This window comes from Campylobacter sp. LH-2024 (genome assembly GCF_048270605.1).
GTDB classification, from domain to species: domain Bacteria; phylum Campylobacterota; class Campylobacteria; order Campylobacterales; family Campylobacteraceae; genus Campylobacter_D; species Campylobacter_D molothri.
The window spans coordinates 1,269,540-1,288,820 of the sequence record NZ_CP168139.1 but is presented as its reverse complement, the minus strand read 5'-3'; the positions used below and the strand labels follow the sequence as shown (position 1 = coordinate 1,288,820).

The 19,281-nt window shown below is 27.3% G+C and carries 18 protein-coding genes; 4 read left to right on the top strand and 14 right to left on the bottom strand.

The window, feature by feature from the left end:
- Positions 1-179: 179 nt before the first annotated feature.
- The gene (locus tag ACD570_RS06535; RefSeq protein WP_417904252.1) at positions 180-1,640 is read right to left on the bottom strand and encodes a coiled-coil domain-containing protein; all 1,461 of its coding nucleotides are present in this window, start codon (positions 1,638-1,640) and stop codon (positions 180-182) included.
- Positions 1,641-1,800: 160 nt separating this feature from the next.
- On the opposite strand from ACD570_RS06535, the gene ACD570_RS06530 reads away from it, so the two are divergent.
- Complete coding sequence (locus ACD570_RS06530) at positions 1,801-2,358, top strand: class I SAM-dependent methyltransferase (protein ID WP_337196587.1); 558 nt, start codon at positions 1,801-1,803, stop codon at positions 2,356-2,358.
- Here ACD570_RS06530 and guaA read toward each other — a convergent pair whose 3' ends face one another.
- The gene (gene guaA / locus ACD570_RS06525) at positions 2,359-3,894 is read right to left on the bottom strand and encodes a glutamine-hydrolyzing GMP synthase (RefSeq protein WP_337196586.1); all 1,536 of its coding nucleotides are present in this window, start codon (positions 3,892-3,894) and stop codon (positions 2,359-2,361) included.
- Positions 3,895-4,033: 139 nt separating this feature from the next.
- On the opposite strand from guaA, the gene ACD570_RS06520 reads away from it, so the two are divergent.
- On the top strand, positions 4,034-4,507 hold the full coding sequence (locus ACD570_RS06520) for a hypothetical protein (protein ID WP_239820454.1): 474 nt from the start codon (positions 4,034-4,036) through the stop codon (positions 4,505-4,507).
- On the top strand, positions 4,500-6,317 hold the full coding sequence (gene uvrC / locus ACD570_RS06515) for an excinuclease ABC subunit UvrC (protein WP_417904251.1): 1,818 nt from the start codon (positions 4,500-4,502) through the stop codon (positions 6,315-6,317). The genes ACD570_RS06520 and uvrC overlap by 8 nt, the downstream gene beginning before the upstream one ends.
- Before the next feature lie 5 nt (positions 6,318-6,322).
- On the opposite strand, the gene ACD570_RS06510 is transcribed toward uvrC, so the two are convergent.
- The 6 genes from ACD570_RS06510 to ACD570_RS06485 all read right to left on the bottom strand — a co-directional run bounded on the left by ACD570_RS06510 (position 6,323) and on the right by ACD570_RS06485 (position 11,868).
- Positions 6,323-7,225, bottom strand: a complete 903-nt coding sequence (locus ACD570_RS06510; protein WP_337202109.1) for a radical SAM protein — start codon at positions 7,223-7,225, stop codon at positions 6,323-6,325.
- Complete coding sequence (hemE, locus tag ACD570_RS06505) at positions 7,222-8,244, bottom strand: uroporphyrinogen decarboxylase (protein ID WP_417904250.1); 1,023 nt, start codon at positions 8,242-8,244, stop codon at positions 7,222-7,224. Before hemE ends, ACD570_RS06510 begins: the two co-directional genes overlap by 4 nt.
- A gap of 208 nt (positions 8,245-8,452) precedes the next feature.
- A complete protein-coding gene (locus ACD570_RS06500) occupies positions 8,453-8,761 on the bottom strand; it encodes a hypothetical protein (protein WP_374259536.1) in 309 nt (102 codons plus the stop codon).
- 36 nt (positions 8,762-8,797) lie between these two features.
- The gene (locus tag ACD570_RS06495) at positions 8,798-9,988 is read right to left on the bottom strand and encodes an MFS transporter (protein WP_417904249.1); all 1,191 of its coding nucleotides are present in this window, start codon (positions 9,986-9,988) and stop codon (positions 8,798-8,800) included.
- Positions 9,975-11,102 carry a 4-hydroxythreonine-4-phosphate dehydrogenase gene (gene pdxA, locus ACD570_RS06490; RefSeq protein WP_337205356.1) on the bottom strand — a complete coding sequence of 376 codons (1,128 nt, stop codon included), beginning with the start codon at positions 11,100-11,102 and terminating at the stop codon, positions 9,975-9,977. The genes ACD570_RS06495 and pdxA overlap by 14 nt, the downstream gene beginning before the upstream one ends.
- Positions 11,080-11,868, bottom strand: coding sequence for a pyridoxine 5'-phosphate synthase (locus tag ACD570_RS06485; RefSeq protein WP_417904248.1), 789 nt, complete (start codon positions 11,866-11,868; stop codon positions 11,080-11,082). The genes pdxA and ACD570_RS06485 overlap by 23 nt, the downstream gene beginning before the upstream one ends.
- A gap of 56 nt (positions 11,869-11,924) precedes the next feature.
- Here ACD570_RS06485 and ACD570_RS06480 point away from each other — a divergent pair, with 56 nt between their 5' ends.
- Positions 11,925-12,884: a Ppx/GppA family phosphatase gene (locus ACD570_RS06480; protein ID WP_417904247.1), complete on the top strand. Its 960-nt coding sequence runs from the start codon at positions 11,925-11,927 to the stop codon at positions 12,882-12,884.
- Here ACD570_RS06480 and ACD570_RS06475 read toward each other — a convergent pair.
- The 6 genes from ACD570_RS06475 to ACD570_RS06450 form a co-directional block, all read right to left on the bottom strand.
- Positions 12,879-13,829, bottom strand: coding sequence for an SAM-dependent methyltransferase (locus ACD570_RS06475; RefSeq protein ID WP_417904246.1), 951 nt, complete (start codon positions 13,827-13,829; stop codon positions 12,879-12,881). The genes ACD570_RS06480 and ACD570_RS06475 overlap by 6 nt on opposite strands.
- On the bottom strand, positions 13,819-14,649 hold the full coding sequence (locus ACD570_RS06470) for a M23 family metallopeptidase (protein ID WP_417904245.1): 831 nt from the start codon (positions 14,647-14,649) through the stop codon (positions 13,819-13,821). Before ACD570_RS06470 ends, ACD570_RS06475 begins: the two co-directional genes overlap by 11 nt.
- Positions 14,646-16,640, bottom strand: coding sequence for a glycine--tRNA ligase subunit beta (gene glyS, locus ACD570_RS06465; protein WP_417904244.1), 1,995 nt, complete (start codon positions 16,638-16,640; stop codon positions 14,646-14,648). Before glyS ends, ACD570_RS06470 begins: the two co-directional genes overlap by 4 nt.
- Positions 16,641-16,701: 61 nt before the next feature.
- On the bottom strand, positions 16,702-17,322 hold the full coding sequence (locus tag ACD570_RS06460; protein ID WP_417904243.1) for an HAD family hydrolase: 621 nt from the start codon (positions 17,320-17,322) through the stop codon (positions 16,702-16,704).
- Positions 17,322-17,648: a hypothetical protein gene (locus ACD570_RS06455; RefSeq protein ID WP_417904242.1), complete on the bottom strand. Its 327-nt coding sequence runs from the start codon at positions 17,646-17,648 to the stop codon at positions 17,322-17,324. Before ACD570_RS06455 ends, ACD570_RS06460 begins: the two co-directional genes overlap by 1 nt.
- Positions 17,649-17,656: 8 nt before the next feature.
- Positions 17,657-19,279: a cation:proton antiporter gene (locus ACD570_RS06450; protein ID WP_337209438.1), complete on the bottom strand. Its 1,623-nt coding sequence runs from the start codon at positions 19,277-19,279 to the stop codon at positions 17,657-17,659.
- Positions 19,280-19,281: the final 2 nt, after the last annotated feature.

Below are 19,281 nucleotides of genomic sequence, written 5' to 3'. Positions count from 1 at the left end.
AAAAGAAAACCGTTAGGCGATTTTTAAAGGCTGCAACTTCTCACTTCTTTCGAAATTCAAACGATGCCACAGACACGGTAAACCGCACACTCACAGTAATTAAAAATGTGTTGGATCACTAAAAATTCGCGTACCGTTTAGGCAGGAAATTATAACTTAATTTAGCTTAAAATTATGTTTTATATAAGTTTAAATTTGGTTTTTCCTGTTTTATCAAAATGTTTTCCTTGCAATATAATATCTGCTACGCTTTCCCAAACATGTTTTTCATCAATATAAACAATATCAAAAGTGTTATCACGCATTAGGGATTGATAATTAACCTTTTTAGGGGCATATTTTACAATATAATAAGGATTTTGAGCAAAATTTTCGATTTTTAATTTACACAATAGATCTAAATCTGAAGTAACAACTAAAAATTTTCTTCTTTGTTCTTTTGTAATTTTTTGAATATAAATTAAAAGTTTTTGATCAAATGGATTAAGAGCTGATTTATTTAGTCTGCTTAAATAATGCTCCGCAAAAGAGAGAGAGCAAAAAGAATTTTCTATATTGGTCATTGAAAAATAAGAATTTTTTACTCCTGAAGATTTTATCGATAAGTGCCAAATTTTAATATCCATAATCGTAGCACATAAATTAAGCCCTGTAACAATTTTTTTAAAAAGTTTTTCACGGGAAAGCTTAAAGGCATTTTCAAAAATATTGTAATTTTTTTTGTAAAAATCTTCTTGGATGGCTTGTAATCTTTTAAGAGAGGTTTTGTAACTTTCTGCTTCTTTTTGGAGGTTTTCTAATCTCTCTTGGCGTGCTTTAATTTTTTCTTGATCAGGATTGGCTGCTTTTGATTTAAGGGCAATTTCAGATTGTAAAGTTTTCATCTGAGCTTCAATGGAGGCGAGTCTATTTTTTTTGGTGTCTATAGTTGCCATTAGAGCTTGGTAATGACACTGTAAGGATAGGAAAGTTTCATTAAAAATTTTAGTTATATTAGGTTTGCGATCCGCAGCCATTTGTTTGTATGAATTTTCCAAATGCATCATAATGCTTTTTAAAGCATTAAGTTGAGTTTGATCAATAGAATTATCCATAAAAATAAGAGTATCATAAGCTTTAAATAAAAATCTTTTAATAATCACATAATCTAAAATACACGGAATATCTTTTTCATCTTCTAAATTTGATTGTAGGGTTTCTACGGATAAAATTTCATGAGCAAAATATTTTTGTATAGCTTGAGGAATAGTAAAAGATAGGGGAATTTTTTCTATAGAATCAAAATCTATAGTTCTATAAAGTTCTGTAATATAGGCACTTCTTCTTGAATTTTGCAAATCCTCTAATTCATCATCATCATTCGTTTTCCAAAAATCATTTTCTGTAATAAAATCACCTTCTTTAAATTCTTGAAATTTAGAAGGTCTGATGCTTGTGATTGTTTTATTAACAGAAGCAGATGTCCCACCTGCATTTTTATTTTCAGTTGAAAGAGTCCTAAATTCTACAAACATTCCAACTGTAGGCATACTTTTTTTATCATTCCAGATTTGACGATTAAAATCAAAAAAAGTATTTGCTGAATTTGTAACAGTCCCTCGTCCTGTAGAGTCCATATAGATGGCTATCTTTCCGTGCATATTTCATCCTTGAAATGTTTTAAAAAGGATATTTTAACTTTATTTTTATAAAATTTTAATAATAGATTTAAGATTTTTATTATTAAAATTCACATTAATTTCACATAGTTTTTTATAATTATTATTTTTTTAGGATATTTTATTTTTTAAAAGGAAAATGATGTTTTTTTATTATTATTTAAAAAATCCTAAACAAGTAGGAGCTTTGTGTTCTAGTTCTAAAAAATTAAGAAAGACAATTATTGACAATATAGGTTTAGAGAATGTTAAAAATATCGTTGAAATAGGACCAGGAACAGGAGCATTCACAGAAGTTATACTTCAAAAAAAGCATAAGGATGCTAAATTTTTTGCGATAGAAATTAATGATCAAATGGCACAAAAACTTTCCAAAAAATATGAAAATTTAGACTTGCAAATTGGAAATGCTGAAAATTTAGAGTATTTTTTACATCAAAGAGCTATGTCAAATGTAGATATTGTAGTTTCTGGAATTCCTTGGGCTTTACTAAAAAATCATGAACAAGAAAAACTTTTAAAGACAATTTATAAAAATTTATCAAAAGGTGGATATTTTACTACTTTTGCTTATTTAATTCCAAGCCTTTCTGGTAAAGCCTTTCGCTTAAAAATATTTGAACTTTTTAGCGAGGTTAAAATTTCAAAAATAGTGTGGCAAAATATTCCACCAGCTATAGTATATTATTGTAAAAAATAATTATTCCCATTCGATTGTTGCAGGTGGTTTACTCGATATATCATATACTACGCGATTGATTCCTTTTATTTCATTGATGATGCGACGACTAATATTTTCTAAAATTTCATAAGGTAAGTGCGAAAAGGTTGCAGTCATCCCATCAGTTGCATCTACGATGCGCACACAAATAGTATTATCATAAGTGCGATTATCACCCATAACTCCGACGCTTTTTACATTTAAAAGTACGCAAAATGCTTGCCAAGTTTTGTCATACCACCCAGTACTTTTTAATTCCTCAAGTAAAATAACATCTGCTTGTCTTAGTAATTCTAAGCTGGGGCGATTAACCTCTCCCATGATGCGTATAGCAAGACCAGGCCCAGGAAAAGGATGGCGATAGACTATTTCTTTGCTTAAGCCTAATTCCAAACCTAAAGCTCTCACTTCATCTTTAAAAATTTCTTTTAAAGGTTCGATGAGTTTTAAATTCATTTTTTCAGGTAGACCCCCAACATTATGATGACTTTTGATAGTCTTGCTAGCACCAATGACCGAACTTTCAATAATATCAGTATAAAGAGTACCTTGAGCGAGATATTTAACATCATTATGTTTTTTTGCTTCTTGTTCAAAAACTTCTATAAAAGTATTCCCTATGATTTTTCTTTTTTGTTCAGGATCGATTACTCCAGCTAAACGACTTAGAAAAATTTCGCTTGCATCAATACTTATAAGGTTAGTTTTTAGTGTATTTTTAAACATAAATTCTACTTGTTCACGTTCATTAGCGCGTAACAAGCCATTATCGACAAAAACAACTATTACTTGTTCTTTAATAGCATTAGATAAAAGTGCTGCTACGACACTACTATCAACTCCACCACTCACAGCACATAAAACTTTATCGTTACCAACTTCTTCGCGAATTTTTTCTGTTTGAGTTTTGGCAAAAGAGCCCATATTCCATACACTTTCGCAATTACAAGCATATTTAGCAAAATTTTTTAAAATACTTTTACCAAATTCGCTGTGTTGAACTTCTGGATGAAATTGCAAAGCAAAGAATTTTTTTTCTTCATTAGCAAAGACGCAAAAAGGACTATTTTCGCTTGTTGCTAAAACTTCAAAATCTTTAGGTAGATTTTCAACTCTGTCTGAGTGGCTCATCCACACGGTTTGTTTTTTAGGTAAATTTTTAAATAATGCACTATCTTTTTGAATTTCAATGGTTGCTTTTCCATATTCTTTATGTCCAGCTGGAGCAACGTTGGCACCAAAGTGATGTGCCATAAGTTGCATGCCATAGCAAATTCCAAGAATAGGCAAACCCAAATCAAAAACTCCTTTATCACAGAAGTAAGCATCGGTTGCATAAACACTTGCTGGACCACCACTTAATATAATTCCTTTAGGTTCTTTTGCTTTAATATCAGTTAAACTTACATTAAAGGGTAAAATTTCTGCATACACACCCTGTTCTCTTAATCTTCTAGCGATTAATTGTGTATATTGAGAACCAAAATCCAAAACTAAAATATCTGCTTTTTTCATTATATTACCACCTATTGAGTTGTTCATATTTTTTAATGCTTTTTATAGAGCCATTTTGTTCATAAGTTGTGTATTGTGGATCGCCTTTATATCCGCAAGAGCACAAAAAAATTAAGAAAAAAAATGATAAAATTATTTTATGGTAAAAATTCAAAATCAAAAAATGATTAAAAATACTAGTGCTATTATTAATGATTTGATGAGTAAATCTCATTATAAACCTTTAAAAACTTTGTTTTTTTGTAAGGATTTTTTAAATTCTTTACCTCCTGCAAAACAACGTTTAATAGCTAGGATTTATGTAAAAAATGATATTTTAAATATCATTACTTCGCATCCTGCAGGTTTTCAAGAATTAAATCATGATAATAGCAAAATTTATATTAAAATTCTCATAAAAAAATACGCTCAAGTGTATCCCTTAAGCGGTTTTTCAAATATAAAAGATATTAGAGTGATGATGCAAAAATATACCTTTAACGTTAAAAATAAAGAAAATATTAAGAAAAGTCCATATATAGAATTGAGCTTGGGTTGCTTTAAAAATACTTTTGAAAACGGAATTTTATCAAATAAATTTGAAGAATTAAGGCAAATTATAAAAAATGCTTGAAAAATTATCTAAAAATATTTTAGAAAAAGAACTGCAATCTTTACCTCAAAAACCAGGTGTATATCAGTATTTTGATCAAAATGGAAAACTTTTATACGTAGGCAAGGCTAAGAATTTAAAAAATAGAGTTAGGAGCTATTTTACTTTTCGCCCTAAATTGTGTGCAAATAATAAAAATTCTTTAAGAATACAAAAAATGATAGAGGAGGCTGTACATTTAGAATTTATTACAACAAATTCAGAAGCAGATGCTTTAATTTTGGAAAATTCTTTTATTAAACAATTGCATCCAAAATACAATATACTTTTAAGAGATGATAAAACTTATCCTTATATTTATGTTGATTTTAATGAAGATTATCCGCGTTTTCAAAGTACAAGAAAACTTATAAAAAAAACTAAAATTAGATATTTTGGCCCTTTTTTTAAAGGGGCTAAAGAGCTTTTAAACGCTCTTTATTTATATTATCCTTTAAAACAAAAAGCAAATTGCAAAAGCCCTTGTATTTTTTATCAAATTCATCGTTGTTTAGCACCTTGTAATAATGAAATTAGTCAGAAAGAATATAAAAAAATCTTAGATAGTGCTATTACTGCACTTTTAAATCCTAACATTTTAATTAAAAATTTAGAAAAACAAATGTTTAATTTAGCTAAAAATGAAAATTATGAAGAAGCAGCTAAGATAAGAGATCAAATTTCTACTATTAAAGATTTAGAGGTAAAAATTCAAATTGATATTGCTAAATTGGAAGATTTTGAAATTTTTGCAATTGCTTTTAAAGATTCTATGCTTTCAACAATCCGTTTTGTGGTGCAAAATGGAAAGATTATTAGTGTAAATTCTAAAACAACTCTTTTAAAAAATGCTTTAAGTTTTGAAAAAAATGAAATTTATAAACAACTTATTTTAGAAAATTTTAATACTGATACACCTTTAATAGCAAATACCATTTATATTTATGAAGAATTTGATGATAAGGAACTTTTAGAAGAAATTTTAAGTAAGCGTTATGGAAAAAAAATCAGTATTAAAATACCAAAAATAGGAGAAAAAAGAAAAATTTGTAATCTTGCTTTTGAGAATGCACTTTTAAATATAGAGAAAGAACAAAAAAATAGCAATTTTAAAATACAAAAAGAAATTCAAGAATATTTTGAACTTGAAAATTTTCCAAACCATATTGAAATTTTTGATAATTCTCATTTACAAGGCGTTGCAAATGTTGGAGTTATGGTAGTTTATAAATTTGGCATATGGGATAAAAATTCATATAGAAAATTTCATCTTGAGTATAAAAATGACTATGAACAGATGCGAGAAGTTTTAACGCGTAGAGCTTTAGATTTTCAAAATAATACTCCGCCTGATTTATGGCTTATAGATGGTGGAAAAGCTTTATTGGAATTGGCAAAAGATATTGTTTTAAGCAGCGGTGCTAATATAGATATTTTGGCTATCTCTAAAGAGAAAATCGATGCAAAAGCACATAGAGCTAAAGGAGGAGCTAAAGATAAAATACATTCCTTTAAGGGTGAGTTTTCTTTAAGTATGGATGATAAAAAATTACAATTTTTGCAAAAATTAAGAGATGAGGCGCATCGTTTTGCTATAAATTTTCATCAAAAAACAAAAAAGAAGCAAGATTTGCAAAGTTCTAAATTGATCAAATTGGGCTTAAGCGCAGGAGCAATACACAAAATTTTGGCTTATTATGGAAATTTTGAATCCATTTATGAAGCAAATTTTGATGAAATTTGTAATCTTGTGGGCAAAACAATGGCTAACAAATTAAAAGATATAAAGTGAAAATATTAAGCTTTGTAAAATTGAACACCTGCAAGATCAATGATTTTTACTTCATTTGTTTGGATTAATTCTTGTAAAAGAATTTTGGATTTTTCACTAAAAGTATGTTCTACATCGATTTGACTTTGTGCCCTTAAATGAAGAAATTTTAATAATTCTTCTTTGTTTAATTCAAGTTTTTGTTCTTTGTAGTTTCTTCTTGCTAAAAAAACTGGCGCACAAGTGATTAATTTTGAAAGTTCATAGAGTTTTTTTTCGCTTATGGATTTAACTGCATAAGCTGGGGGTCGATCGATACTACTTAGATCAATTCTTGTTGGTGATATTTTAGCTAAAGCATTATTAAGAGCTATAAATTCTTGCTCATTATCATTTAGATCTTTAACCACTAAAATTTCCATCACAAGATCACCTTGAAATTTTGTTTTAAATTCTGCCATTTTTTGTATCATTAATTCTAAATCGATATTTTTTAAAGTTCTATCTATGCGATAAAAAGTTTTATAAATGGCACTATCTAAACTAAATTTGACTACATCAAGCTTTAATAAACTTTGAAATTTATTTTGATCAAGCACAGCTGTGCCATTACTTAAAATAAGAAGTTTTTTGTTTTTAACAATTTGACGTAAAGAATCGATTAATTCATTTAAATGCGGATAAAGGCTCGGTTCTCCATTGGCAGTTAGTGTAAGAAAGTCAAATTCAATACCTTTAGCAATAACTGTTTGAATTTCTGAAATGATTTGTGCAACTTCTACGATTTCATCTTGTTTTTCTTGCGCTTTTTTAGCTTCAAGTTCACAATAGACACAATCAAAATTACATTGTTTTTTGCTTGGACTTAAATCTATTCCCAAAGATCTTCCAAAGCGTCTAGAGCTTACAGGTCCAAAAACAATTTTCATCTAATTGAACTTTCTTGGACAAGCTTAATAAAATATTTAGCATTTTCAACAGGAATATCAGGTAAAATACCATGTCCTAAATTAAAAATATGTGCTTTATTTTTCATAATTTGTAAAATTTGATCCACACTTTCTTTAATAGAATTTTTATCATACAATCTGCAAGGTTCCATATTACCTTGAAGGGTATATTTGTGAGATAATTTATCTCGCGCTAATTCTAAAGGAGTGCTCCAATCAACTCCAAAAACATCAAAATTACCTTCAATCTTATCTAAATAGCCACTGATTCCTTTAGGGAATAAAATTACAGGTATATTAGGATATTTATTTTTAATAAAATTGGAAATTTTAAGCATATAATTAAAGGAGAAATTAAAAAATTCATTATATTCTAAAGCACTTGCCCAACTATCAAAAATTTGTATAGCATTAGCTCCTGCTTTGATTTGTTCTTCTAGATATAGCTTTAAAACTTCTGTAAGGTTTGATAAAATCAGATGCAAAAGTTCTGGATTTTGATAAAGCATTTTTTTACATTTTGCATAGTTTTTACTTCCGCCACCTTCTATCATATAAGTGGCTATAGTCCAAGGACTTCCACAAAATCCTATAAGTGCTTTATCTTTTGGGAGTTTTTCTCGAGTGAGTTTTAAAGCATCATATACATAATTTAATTTTTGATGGGCATTTTGCGTATCTAGTTTTTTTAGATCTTCTATATTAGAAATTGGATTATCAAATACAGGTCCTTCTCCTTTTTCAAAACGTAATTTCATTCCCATTTCAAGCGGAACTACTAAAATATCTGAAAAAATAATTGCTGCATCCACTCCTAAAATTTCTATAGGTTGTAAACTTACTTCAGATGCTTTTTTATAATCTTTACATAAGGAAAGAAAATCTCCAGCTTCTTGGCGAACTCTCATATACTCAGGTAAATAACGTCCGGCTTGACGCATCATCCAAATAGGAGTATAAGGTGTTGTTTTTTTAAAACAAGCATCAATGAAAATCATAATTTTCCTTTATTTTTTTATAAAATTATAACAAAAATTATTGAAAAACTAGATCACTTTTAATGACTTAAATGGCTTAAAAAATTATCATTTTTTTAAATAAAAATTATATATAAGTTATATTTTTTGTTTTTTTAGAAGATTGGTTTTAAATTTTAACGAGAATTATTGAAATTCTCGTTTTATATTTTTGAAATTGATTTTATATTTAAATCTTTTTATTTGCAGCATTTCCTGCATCTATTGTTGCAAAAAGTTTATTGAGTAAAGTTTCTTCATTTTTTTTATATTGATCCTCTCTCATTTTTTGCCATGCATAAGATCTAAAATCTTCTCTGATGACTCCAAGATCTAGATCTTTATTGTTTAATTGATTAGAGCTTATTTTTTCTTTATTTTCTTTATTCTTTACTTCATTTAAATTAGCTTGAAATTCATCAGCTGAAGATGCTTTTTCTTTAATTTTCGTTGAGCTAAAAACAGTATTAGAAATTAGTTTAGTATTATCTATGGTCATTGTTTTCCTTTTATTTTTTTATACAGAAAGCAAATTCTATTCCACTTTTCTCTTAAAGTGCTTATAATTAATTTTATCTTTTGAAAATATTAATGAAAAAATCAAAGCAGGTAAGATAAAAATTGATGCAAAAAGTGCATTAAATTCTATGCCTATATTTGTTAAAACAAGACCTCCTATAAAGCTTGCTAAGGCTATACCTACATTAAAAGCCGCTTCATTAACGCTAATAGTGCTATCCATTATCTTATATGTATGTCGTTTAGCTTTTGCAATGCTTAACATTTTTAAAGCTGGTATGGTTGAAAAAGAAAAAAATCCCATTAGAGCAATATTGAAAATAATTAAAATTGGAATATAAATTGTCCATAAAAAGTTTAAAAATACAAAAATTTGTATATTTAAAATCAATCTTAAAGAAAAAATAGCACCTTTTTTATCTACCATTTTTCCACCCCATAAATTTCCAAAAATGGCACAAATTCCATATAAAAGTAAAATATAAGTTGTATTTTGTTCTTTAAATCCGCTGATATCAATAAGTAGCTTTTGCAAATAGGTATAAAGAATAAATTGTGCACCGCAACTACAAAGAGTGATAGTGTAAGTTTTTAATAAATTTCGATGTGAAAAAGCTGGTGCAAGATTTTTTAAATTGGTAGGATTGGGATATAATTTTTTGGGCATCATATGCCAAACACCTAAAGAGGCAAAAATTGTAATAATAAAAATTAATAAAAAAATAAGCTTAAAACCAAAATGATATCCTATAAAAGTTCCTAAAGGAACACCTGTAACAAGGGCAACTGTAAGTCCTGTTACCATAATAGCTAAAGCACTAGATTTTTTTTCATTTGGAGCGATGCTTGAAATAGCAAGTGTAGCAATAACAAAAAATACACCATGCTGAGTTCCAGCAATAAAACGAGCAAAAGCTGTTAAATAAAAATTATTGCTAAAAAAGATCGTTAAATTAGCTAAAGCAAAAATTCCAAGATTAATTAAAAGTTGTATATGTCTATAAAAATGGCTTAAAGCTATGCTTATAATAGGAGCTCCTACAACCACTCCTATGGCGTATAGGGTTGTAAGATAACCAGCAGTTTTTGCATCGATTTTAAAATAATGCTGTACATCAATTAAAACTCCAGCCATAACAAATTCAGTCACTCCCATACAAAAAGCACTTAAAGCTAAAGCAAATAAAGCTTTTTTATAATTTTGCATTTTTGGTTTTCTTATTAAATTTAGTTTGATGGTATTGTATGCTAAATTTAGCAGCTTCAAGATAACTTTGAGTATTAATTTTCATATTTTTATAAGCTTTATCAAATGCGGTTCCGTGATCAACGCTAACTCTAATGATAGGCAAATTTAAACTTACATTAATACTTTTTTCAAAGTATAAAGCTTTTAAAGGAGCTAGAGCAAGATCGTGATACATAGCAATTAAACGATTGCATTTTTTTAAATTTTCTCGAGTAAAAGCTGTATCAGCAACTAAAGGATAAGGTAAATAGATTTTTTTTCCTTTAAAATTATTGATTATTTTTTTTTGTAAACTTTTATCTTTTAAAGCTTGATAGAAAAATTTTTCATCTTGTTTTGATTGTAAATAAGCATTAACAAAACTAATTGCTTCAATGATAATATCTTCTTCTTTTCCACCTATCACCCCATAGTCTCCAGCATGAGGATTAAAACCCAAAATTCCTATTTTTTTAAAATGAGTTTGTTCATAAAAATTCTTTAAAAAAATACTTAATTTTTCAAAAGTGATTTTTTTACTGACTTTTGCCAATGGAATATGCTCAGTAAACAAACCTATGAAGAGTTTATTGCAACCTAACATCATAATGGCATCTTTTTTAAAAAAATGTCTTAAAGCGTCTGTATGACCTTTATAATTTATTTTTGCTAATTCCCAAGCTTTTTTATGTATGGGTAAAGTTAATAGGGCATGTGCATACTTTTTTAAAGTAAAATAGCTCGCAGCTTGAAAACTTAAAAAAGAATAAAGTCCGCTTTTATCATCAATCATTCCTGGATTTATAGTAAAATTTTCATTGACTTGAAATTTTAAGGGTAGAGAAAAGCAATAAATTTTTAATCCATTTTGATTTTTAACTAATTCAAAACTAAATTTTTGACTCTCTTTAAAATAAACAATATTAGCATTTGAAATATTTAAATTGAGTATTTTTAAAGACTGATATAATAATTTTTCATGGATAAAATAATAAGGTTCGCAAATTTCACATAAGCTTTCATGAGAGCGTATTAAAATTTCAGGACCTATGCCATTAAGATCGCCAACGCTAATTGCAATTTTTGTTTTCATCAATAAGAACTTTCATTTCTAAAATAGCTTTTTTAAGTCCTACAAATACGGATCTTGCTATGATACTTTGACCTATATTTAATTCGCATATTTCATTAATTTTTGCAATTTCTTTTACATTTTTATAGTTGAGTCCATGTCCAGCAGCAACTTTTAAACCAAGTTGCATACCTTTTTTAGCACAAAGTTTTAATGCTTTTAATTCTTCTTCTAAATGAGTTTGGAGTCTTTTTCTGTCTATCTGCAATTCTTTAAGTGCAAAAGCAGTATGTGAAATATTGGTAAAAAGAGCATTATGTAAATTCGCATAAAGTCCAGTATGAAGCTCTATAAAATCAGCATTTAATTCATAAGATTTTTCGACATCATTTAATTTTGGATTAATAAATAGAGAAACTTCTATGTTTTCATTTTTTAGTCTTTGGATGGTTTTTTTTAAATCAGGATGATTTAAATTTAGACCTCCTTCTGTGGTAAGCTCTTCTCTTTTTTCTGGAACTAGGGTAATACGTGAAGGTTTTAGAGTAAGAGCTAAATTTAAAATTTCTTCATTAATAGCACATTCTAAATTAATAGGACTTTTGCAAAAATGAATAAGATTTTTTAAATCAAAATCTTGAGTATGGCGACGATCCTCTCTTATATGTAAAGTGATTTGATCTCCAAATTTTGCTACAATAAACGCTGCCTCTAAAAGATCAGGATCATTAACCATTCTTGCTTGTCTTAAAACAGCAATATGATCAATATTTACACCCAAAAGCATAATAGTTCCTTTATTAAGTTTTTGTTATTATACTCCAAAATTTAAAAGGAAGAGTAATGTTGGGTATTGATTTAGGATCAAACACTTTAAGAGCAGTTGAAATGGATGAAAATTTTAAAAAAATAAAAGAATATGAATTTATCATAGGCGCAGCAAAAAATTTATCCAAAACTAGACAAATTTCAACCGAAGCCATAGAAAAAATAAAAGAAGCTTTAAATATTTTATCAAAAGAGCAAAATTTAAACAAAGCAAAGGCTGTTGCAACTGCAGCTTTTAGAAAGGCGGATAATACAGATGAAATTTTTAAAGATTTAAAGGAACAATTTGGAGTTAATTTTAGGGTTATTGATGCTAAAACTGAAGCTAAAATTAGTGTTTTAGGTATGAAAAAAGCTCTTGCTAGTTTAGATATAAAGGGATATTTTGCTTATTGTGATTTAGGAGGTGCTTCTTGTGAATTATCTTTTGATCAGTATTTTCAAAGTTTTGATTTTGGTATTATAAGTTTTTATGAAAAGTGTAATTTTCAAAATGATTTTTCTACCATTTCTTTTAAAAAAATATTGAAAAAATATCCTAATTTTGTTTATAAAATCAAAGATAAAAAATTAAAAATTCACTTATTAATCAAAGATAAAAAATTAAAAAATATAGCATTTAAGGCTTTTGATGAGGTAAAAGAGCTTAAAAAAGTTTTAAAAAAAGCAAAAATAAGAAAGGTAATTTTAAATTCAGGTGTTCCTACGGCTTTGGCTGCTTTAAAATGTGGTTTAAATTATGAAAAATATGACGCTAAAAAAATTAATGGCAAAATTTTATATACTCAAGATTTTTTTAAATTTGCATTGAAAATTTGGAATATGAGTGAAAAAGATGCTAATTTTTATCTTGGAAAAACACGTAAAAAATATTTAACCGCGGGTTGCTTTTTATTTTTTGCTATTTTTGATAAAGAAGAATGTATAGTTATTGATGAAGGTTTAAGAGAGGGGCTTTGTATGACAAATTTATAATTTTGCAAATTCAAAAAAATGAAATTTTTCATCAAAATTAAAAAATAAAATTTTGCTTTGAGAAAGTAAATTTTCATAACTTTTTATGTTTTTATTTTTTGTATATTCTAATAATTCTTCAAAACCAAAATCGATTAAGGCTTGACTTTGTTTTTTTAAATATAAAAGTTTGAAATTTAAATTTTCAATGGTCATTTTAAGATGATTAAAATTTACATTATAAGTTATATCGCTTTTTCCAAAAAAATCTTTTAAAGAAATTTCAAAAGGATTGAAAACTTCATGTTTTTGATAAATTCTTATACTAAAACGATCATTGCTAAAAGTTCCATAATCAAAACCTGCAAAGATAAATTTTTCACTAGCTTTGTCAAGTTTTTTAAGAAAAATTTCAAGTTCTAAACTTAATTCCCCTTTTGCTAATCCAAGTTCTTGACATCTTTGTTGCAAGTTTTTATCTATGGGTTTAAAAATAATTTGATAATCTTTTACGTAAGCCATTGTATCATTATCTATAAGTTCACAGGTAAAGCTGTCAAAAAGCTCATTAGAGAAAAAAAAGGCATTTTTAAAATGACATTCTTCTAAGCTATTTTTATGAATAAAATCTATACCTTCTAAAGTTTTCTTTTGTAAAATTTGTAATTTTTTATGAGGCTCTATAATAAAAAAAGAAATTTGAGGGAAAATTTCAGGTCTAAATTCAAGCAAGGCAGATAGAAAATCACGACTTAAATAACCCTCATTGGCTCCAATTTCAACTATTTCTAAAGGAAATTTTAATACGCCTTTATCAATAAGTTTTAAAAAGTGTTTTGCTAGCAAGATACCAAAAAGATTTCCCACGCTTACTGCAGTAAAAAAATCTCCATTTTTACCTATCTTACTAACATTTTTATAGTAATTTTCATGAAGCCAAGTATTAAAAAATTGACTAAATTTCATCAAATAGCGCATTAAATTTTTTTATAAAATCTAAAGGATCTACTTGTTTTTGTGCAACAAGTATGCCAAAGTGTAAATGTGGTCCACTCACTCTTCCAGTAGCCCCACTTAGTCCTATAAGATCTCCTTTTTTAATCTTTTGTCCATTTTTTACATTGATCTTTGAAAGATGATAGTATTGAGAATAAATTCCTAAACCATGATCAATAACTACAGAATTGCCAGCATAATATCTATTTTTAGCAATTTTTACTATACCTGAATTTGTGGCATAAACTGGAGTTCCGCTTATTGCTCTAAAATCTATTCCACTGTGGTAGCTTGAGATTTTGTGATTAAAAATTCTAGCTTTGCCAAAATCACTTGTAATAAAACTTGCAAGAGGTATTGAAAAAGTTCCGTCATATAAAGGTTTTGAAGTGTATGAAGTGTAGATATTATTGGCTTCTTTAAATTCTTTTTTAATACGATCTTGTACATTTTTTGGTGGAAAAATTTTATTTTTAGCTACTTGGATTTGTTCGCTTTTATAATTTCCTTCTAATGCAGTAATAATGATTTCTTGTTGTTTATTTTTATAAATAGCAATTAATTTTGTGCTTTTTGGAGGGTTTTTATAAGGTAAAGCAAAAATTGCAAGGATTTTATTTTTATTTCTTGGATGAATAAAAGTTGGAATGATTTGATTTTGATTTTTTAATTCTATAAAATTCTTTTTATCAAATTCTAAAAATATAGCTTGTCCTTTGACAAGTTTAATTTCTTGGTTTCCAAAAACATAAATAAAGCAACAAGAGAGTAAAATCAATATTTTTTTCATAAACTAAGTTCCTTAATATCTGCAATTTTGAGAAATTCTTGATAGATATTAAATACTAAGGCTTGACGGTTATTTTTAAGTTTTTCATCTTTATCATTAATCATAACAGCTTCAAAAAAAGCATCAATTTCAGATTTTAAGGCAAATAATTTATTTAGCTTTTCTTCAATTGTAAGAGCTTTTAAACTTTCTTTAAATGCTATGTAAAGTTTTTTTTCTACTTCTATGAATAAGTTTTCATTAATAGTATTTGTAGTTTTTTGAGCAATATTAGCAAGGCGTTTAAAGGTGTTAAAATAATCATTGAAATTACTTTTTTGACTGATTTTTGCTAAGGCTTTAATGCTTTCATCAATAACAATAATATCAGAATTTTTTGAAACAAGAACAGCTTTGATAAAACTAGGATTTAAATCATAAAATGTATAAATCCTTTCAAAAATAAAATCTTTTAATATTTTTAAATTAAAGTTTTGATAATTCTTTGAAGCTTTTTCTAAAAATGCATTGATATCAAAATTTTTGTTTAAATTTAAAAGTATTTTTAAAATACCATTGGCGGCACGCCTTAGTGCGTAAGGATCTTTTGTTCCACTTGGAATTTTACCTATACTAAAAAGTCCTAAAAGAGTATCAAATTTATTAGCTAGAGCAACTATGCTTGAAAATTCTGTACTAGGAAGATCTGATTTTTCAGAATTTGGTAAATACTGTTCTTTTATAGCAAGGCAAATTTCTTGTTCAAATCCCATTTTAGCAGCATAATAACTTCCTATAATTCCTTGTAAATCTGTAAATTCATAAACCATTTGAGTTGTTAAATCGGCTTTTGCATAATAAATCGCTTTGGAAATTTTTTCGAAATGATTATTTTTTAAAAATTCACATAAAATTTTTGCTAGTTCTATTTCTCTTGAACTTTTATCATACATTGTTCCTAAATTTTCAAGATAAATGATTTTTTTAAGTTTTTGAGGTTCTAAACCTTTTTGTAAATCATTTTGATAAAAGAACATTGCATCACTTAATCTTGCCCTTAAAACTCTTTCATTGCCATGTATGATTTTCGAATAATCCTCGCAAACTGCATTGCTAACAACAATAAAGTGGTTACTTAATTCCTTGTCATTATTAAAAACGGCAAAATAACGTTGATTTTCTCTCATTGAAGTGATGATAACTTCATTAGGAATTTCTAAAAAAGCTCTATCAAAACTTCCAAAAAGAGCTTTTGGATATTCTGTAATAGCTATAACTTCGGCTAAGAGTTCTTCATCTTGACCAATGATAATATCATATTTTTTTTCAAGTTCTTTAAAGTCATTTAAAATTTTTTCTTTGCGTTTTTTTGGATCAAGGATGATAAAATTATTTTCTAAAATTTGAAAATACTCTTTAATGTTTTGAAAAGGAAAGAAATCATAACTTATACTTCTATGAACAAAAGTTTTTTTAGAGCTTTTAACTCCAAAAATTTCAAATTCAACCAGTTGATCACCTAAGACACATGCAATATTTCTAATAGCGCGTATGAATTCAAAAGAATGATCTCCCCAACGCATACTTTTTCCAAAATTTAAGCTTTTGAGGAATTTATTAATCATTTCTCCTAAAATTTCAATACTATTTTTTCCTACTAAAGTTTTTTGATGATATAAAACTTCTTTTCCTTTAATCTCTTTAAATTCAAGTTCACTCTCTTTAATATCTGCTTTTTCTAAAAAAGCTTGCCCTGCAGAAGTTAATTTACCTTCTTTTAGAGCTATATTTTTAGGTGCTCCTATCAATTCAACTGTAGTATCTTCTTGTTTATCATGAAAATTTTTATGAAAAAATACTAAACGACGTGGAGTATAATAAAATATAAATTCGCTCATTAAGCGATATTCATTTAAAATATTTTGCCATTTTTTTTCTATATTTGGAAGTTCTTTTAATAAAGGTATAGCAGGTAATTCTTCTGTGCCAATTTCGATTAATAATTCGCTCATATTTTACTTTCTTTGAATATTATTGAATTTGCGTTATTTTAACTATATTTTTTTAAAAAACTCATAAATATTTTAATAAGTATTCTTTTAAAGTTTGCGCATCGCCAAATTCATTTTCTTTTAAATTTTTTTGATACCATTTAGCGTGATAGTATGGAATTTTTGCATTTTTAGCGCATTCTTTATCTTTTTGACTATCGCCTATAAAAATACTTGTTTGATAAGGGGCTTCATCCATAAGAAGATGAAGCATTTGAGGATTTGGTTTAGGTTCTATTCCTATACTTACTCCTAAAATTTTATCAAAATATGGGATTATTCCATGTTTTTTGAGAATATTTGTAAGTGAGCTTTGAGGAGCATTTGTTGCAATAGCTAAAAAGCAATTTTTACTTTTTAAAAATTTTAAAAGATCTATAACTCCTTCAAAAAGTATTACACTTTGCTCATAATGCTTGATGAAATATTTTTCAAAGCCATCCTTAAAGCTTGAATGATGAAAATTATCTATATTATAAAGTTTTTTACCCCAATCTACATTTGGAGTATTGATAATATTAATTATCTCTTCTTTTGTTAAAGTGCTTAGATTAAGTTCAGCGCGAATTTCATTAACGGCACAAGAAATAGCGTTTGCACTATCAATTAAGGTTCCATCCATATCAAAAAATACATTAATCATTAATAATCCTTTAAATAGTTTTTATGTTTTTCTTTGTAATTTTGATTTTTTAGTCTACTTAGGGCATTTGCAAGATATAAGAGTTCTTCTTTTTTGAGAGAAAAATCAAGACAAGCATTAACAAAATTTTCTAAAGCTTTGCTATAGGTTGAATTTAAAACCACTGCTTGGCATTTTTCTAGGTTTTTTTTATTTTTTTGCATTCTTTCTTGAAATTTTTCTAAGTTAAAATCTTCTCTTTTTAAGCAAGATTTTGCTGTGTTGGCAAATTTTTCTAATGATCTTAGATATTTTACTCTTAATGATTTTTCATTGATTCTTGTCAAAATAATCCTTAGGTATTTTTATGAATTCTACATTCTAACGCTTCTTGAACTAAATTTCGAGCTAGAATTTTTTCCGATCTTACAATACGAATATTATCATCAATACTTGAAAAAAGCATTTTTTTAAGATTCCCATTAACATGGATAATAGTGTCTATAGGTTTTGGATAAGATGATAAAAGCTGGCAGAGCATCTCAAGTTTTGCTTCATTGGTAATAGTAATTACCACTACTGCGCATTCTTCAATATTTGCAATTTTAAGGGTTTCTTCTTGAGCCGCATTTGCAAAAATTACATTTTCTCCGCGACTAGTCCCTAACTCAACTAAATTTAAATCACTTTCTAAGACCAAATAAGGTACCCCAGTATTTTTAATTCTTTGCACCATTTCTTGTCCTAAGCGACCATATCCGAAAATAACAAGATGATTTTTTAAATTACTTTGAGGAGTATTTTGAATAGTATTTGTATTTAGTGTGATATCTTCAACTACATTAGTAATTTTTCTTATATTGTTTAATATAAAAGGTGTAATAATCATTGTTATAATCGAAACTACAATCAAAATTTGTGAGATTTTAATATCGAGCATATTTTTAGCTTGCAAAAGAGAAAAAATTGCTAAAGCGAATTCTCCAACTTGTGCAATTGAAAAAGCAGTTTTTAAAGCAACTCTTTTTTTAGTATAAAGAAACAAAAATCCAAATACTATACCAAATTTTAATAGCATTATTATCAAGGTTAAAACACAGATTAAAAACCAATTTTCAGCTATTACATTGAGTTGAATTTGCATACCCACAGTCATAAAAAAAAGCCCTAAAAGTAAATCCCTAAAAGGAATTAAATCAGCTTCAATTTTATGTTTATATTTTGTTTCTGCAATCAATGCTCCAGCTATAAAAGCGCCCAAAGAATAAGAAAATCCAAAATAATTTGCTAAAAAACTCGCCCCAATAACCATAAATAAAATTGTACCAATAAAAATTTCTTGAGAAGAAGTTCGTATAATAAGTCTAAAAATTCTATCAACTAAATATTTTCCTATAAAAAAAAGCAAAGCGATTAAAAGGATTGCTGAAATAAGGGAGGTGAATAAAATTTGTTCTATATTTTGATTATTAGATGAGAGTATATCAACAAGTAAGAGTAAAGGAATGACAGCTATATCTTGAAAAAGTAAAATTCCTAGAGCTTTTCTACCATATTGTTCATTGATATCTCCATTATCGTTTAAGATTTTTAATACTACAGCCGTAGAAGAAAGCGCTAAAGCAAAACCTACTATTGTTGCATTTTTATCTTCAAGGGAAAAAATTCCCATAGTAATTAAAGTAAATATAAATCCGCAAGTAAGCATTTGTAAAGATCCATTTAAAAAAACTTCTTGCTTCATGGCCATTAAATATTTAAAAGAAAATTCAAGTCCAATAGTAAACATTAAAAAAACAATACCAAATTCGGCAATATGGGTTATTTCACCCTTTCCACTTAAATGATAAATTTCAGAAATAATCTCTCCTGCTGCTATATAACCAATAATAGTAGGAATTTCAAATTTTTTTAAAATGACATTTAAAATGATCGCTAATGCTGCTGCAATAAGAAAAATTTCTAAAAAATTATCCATCT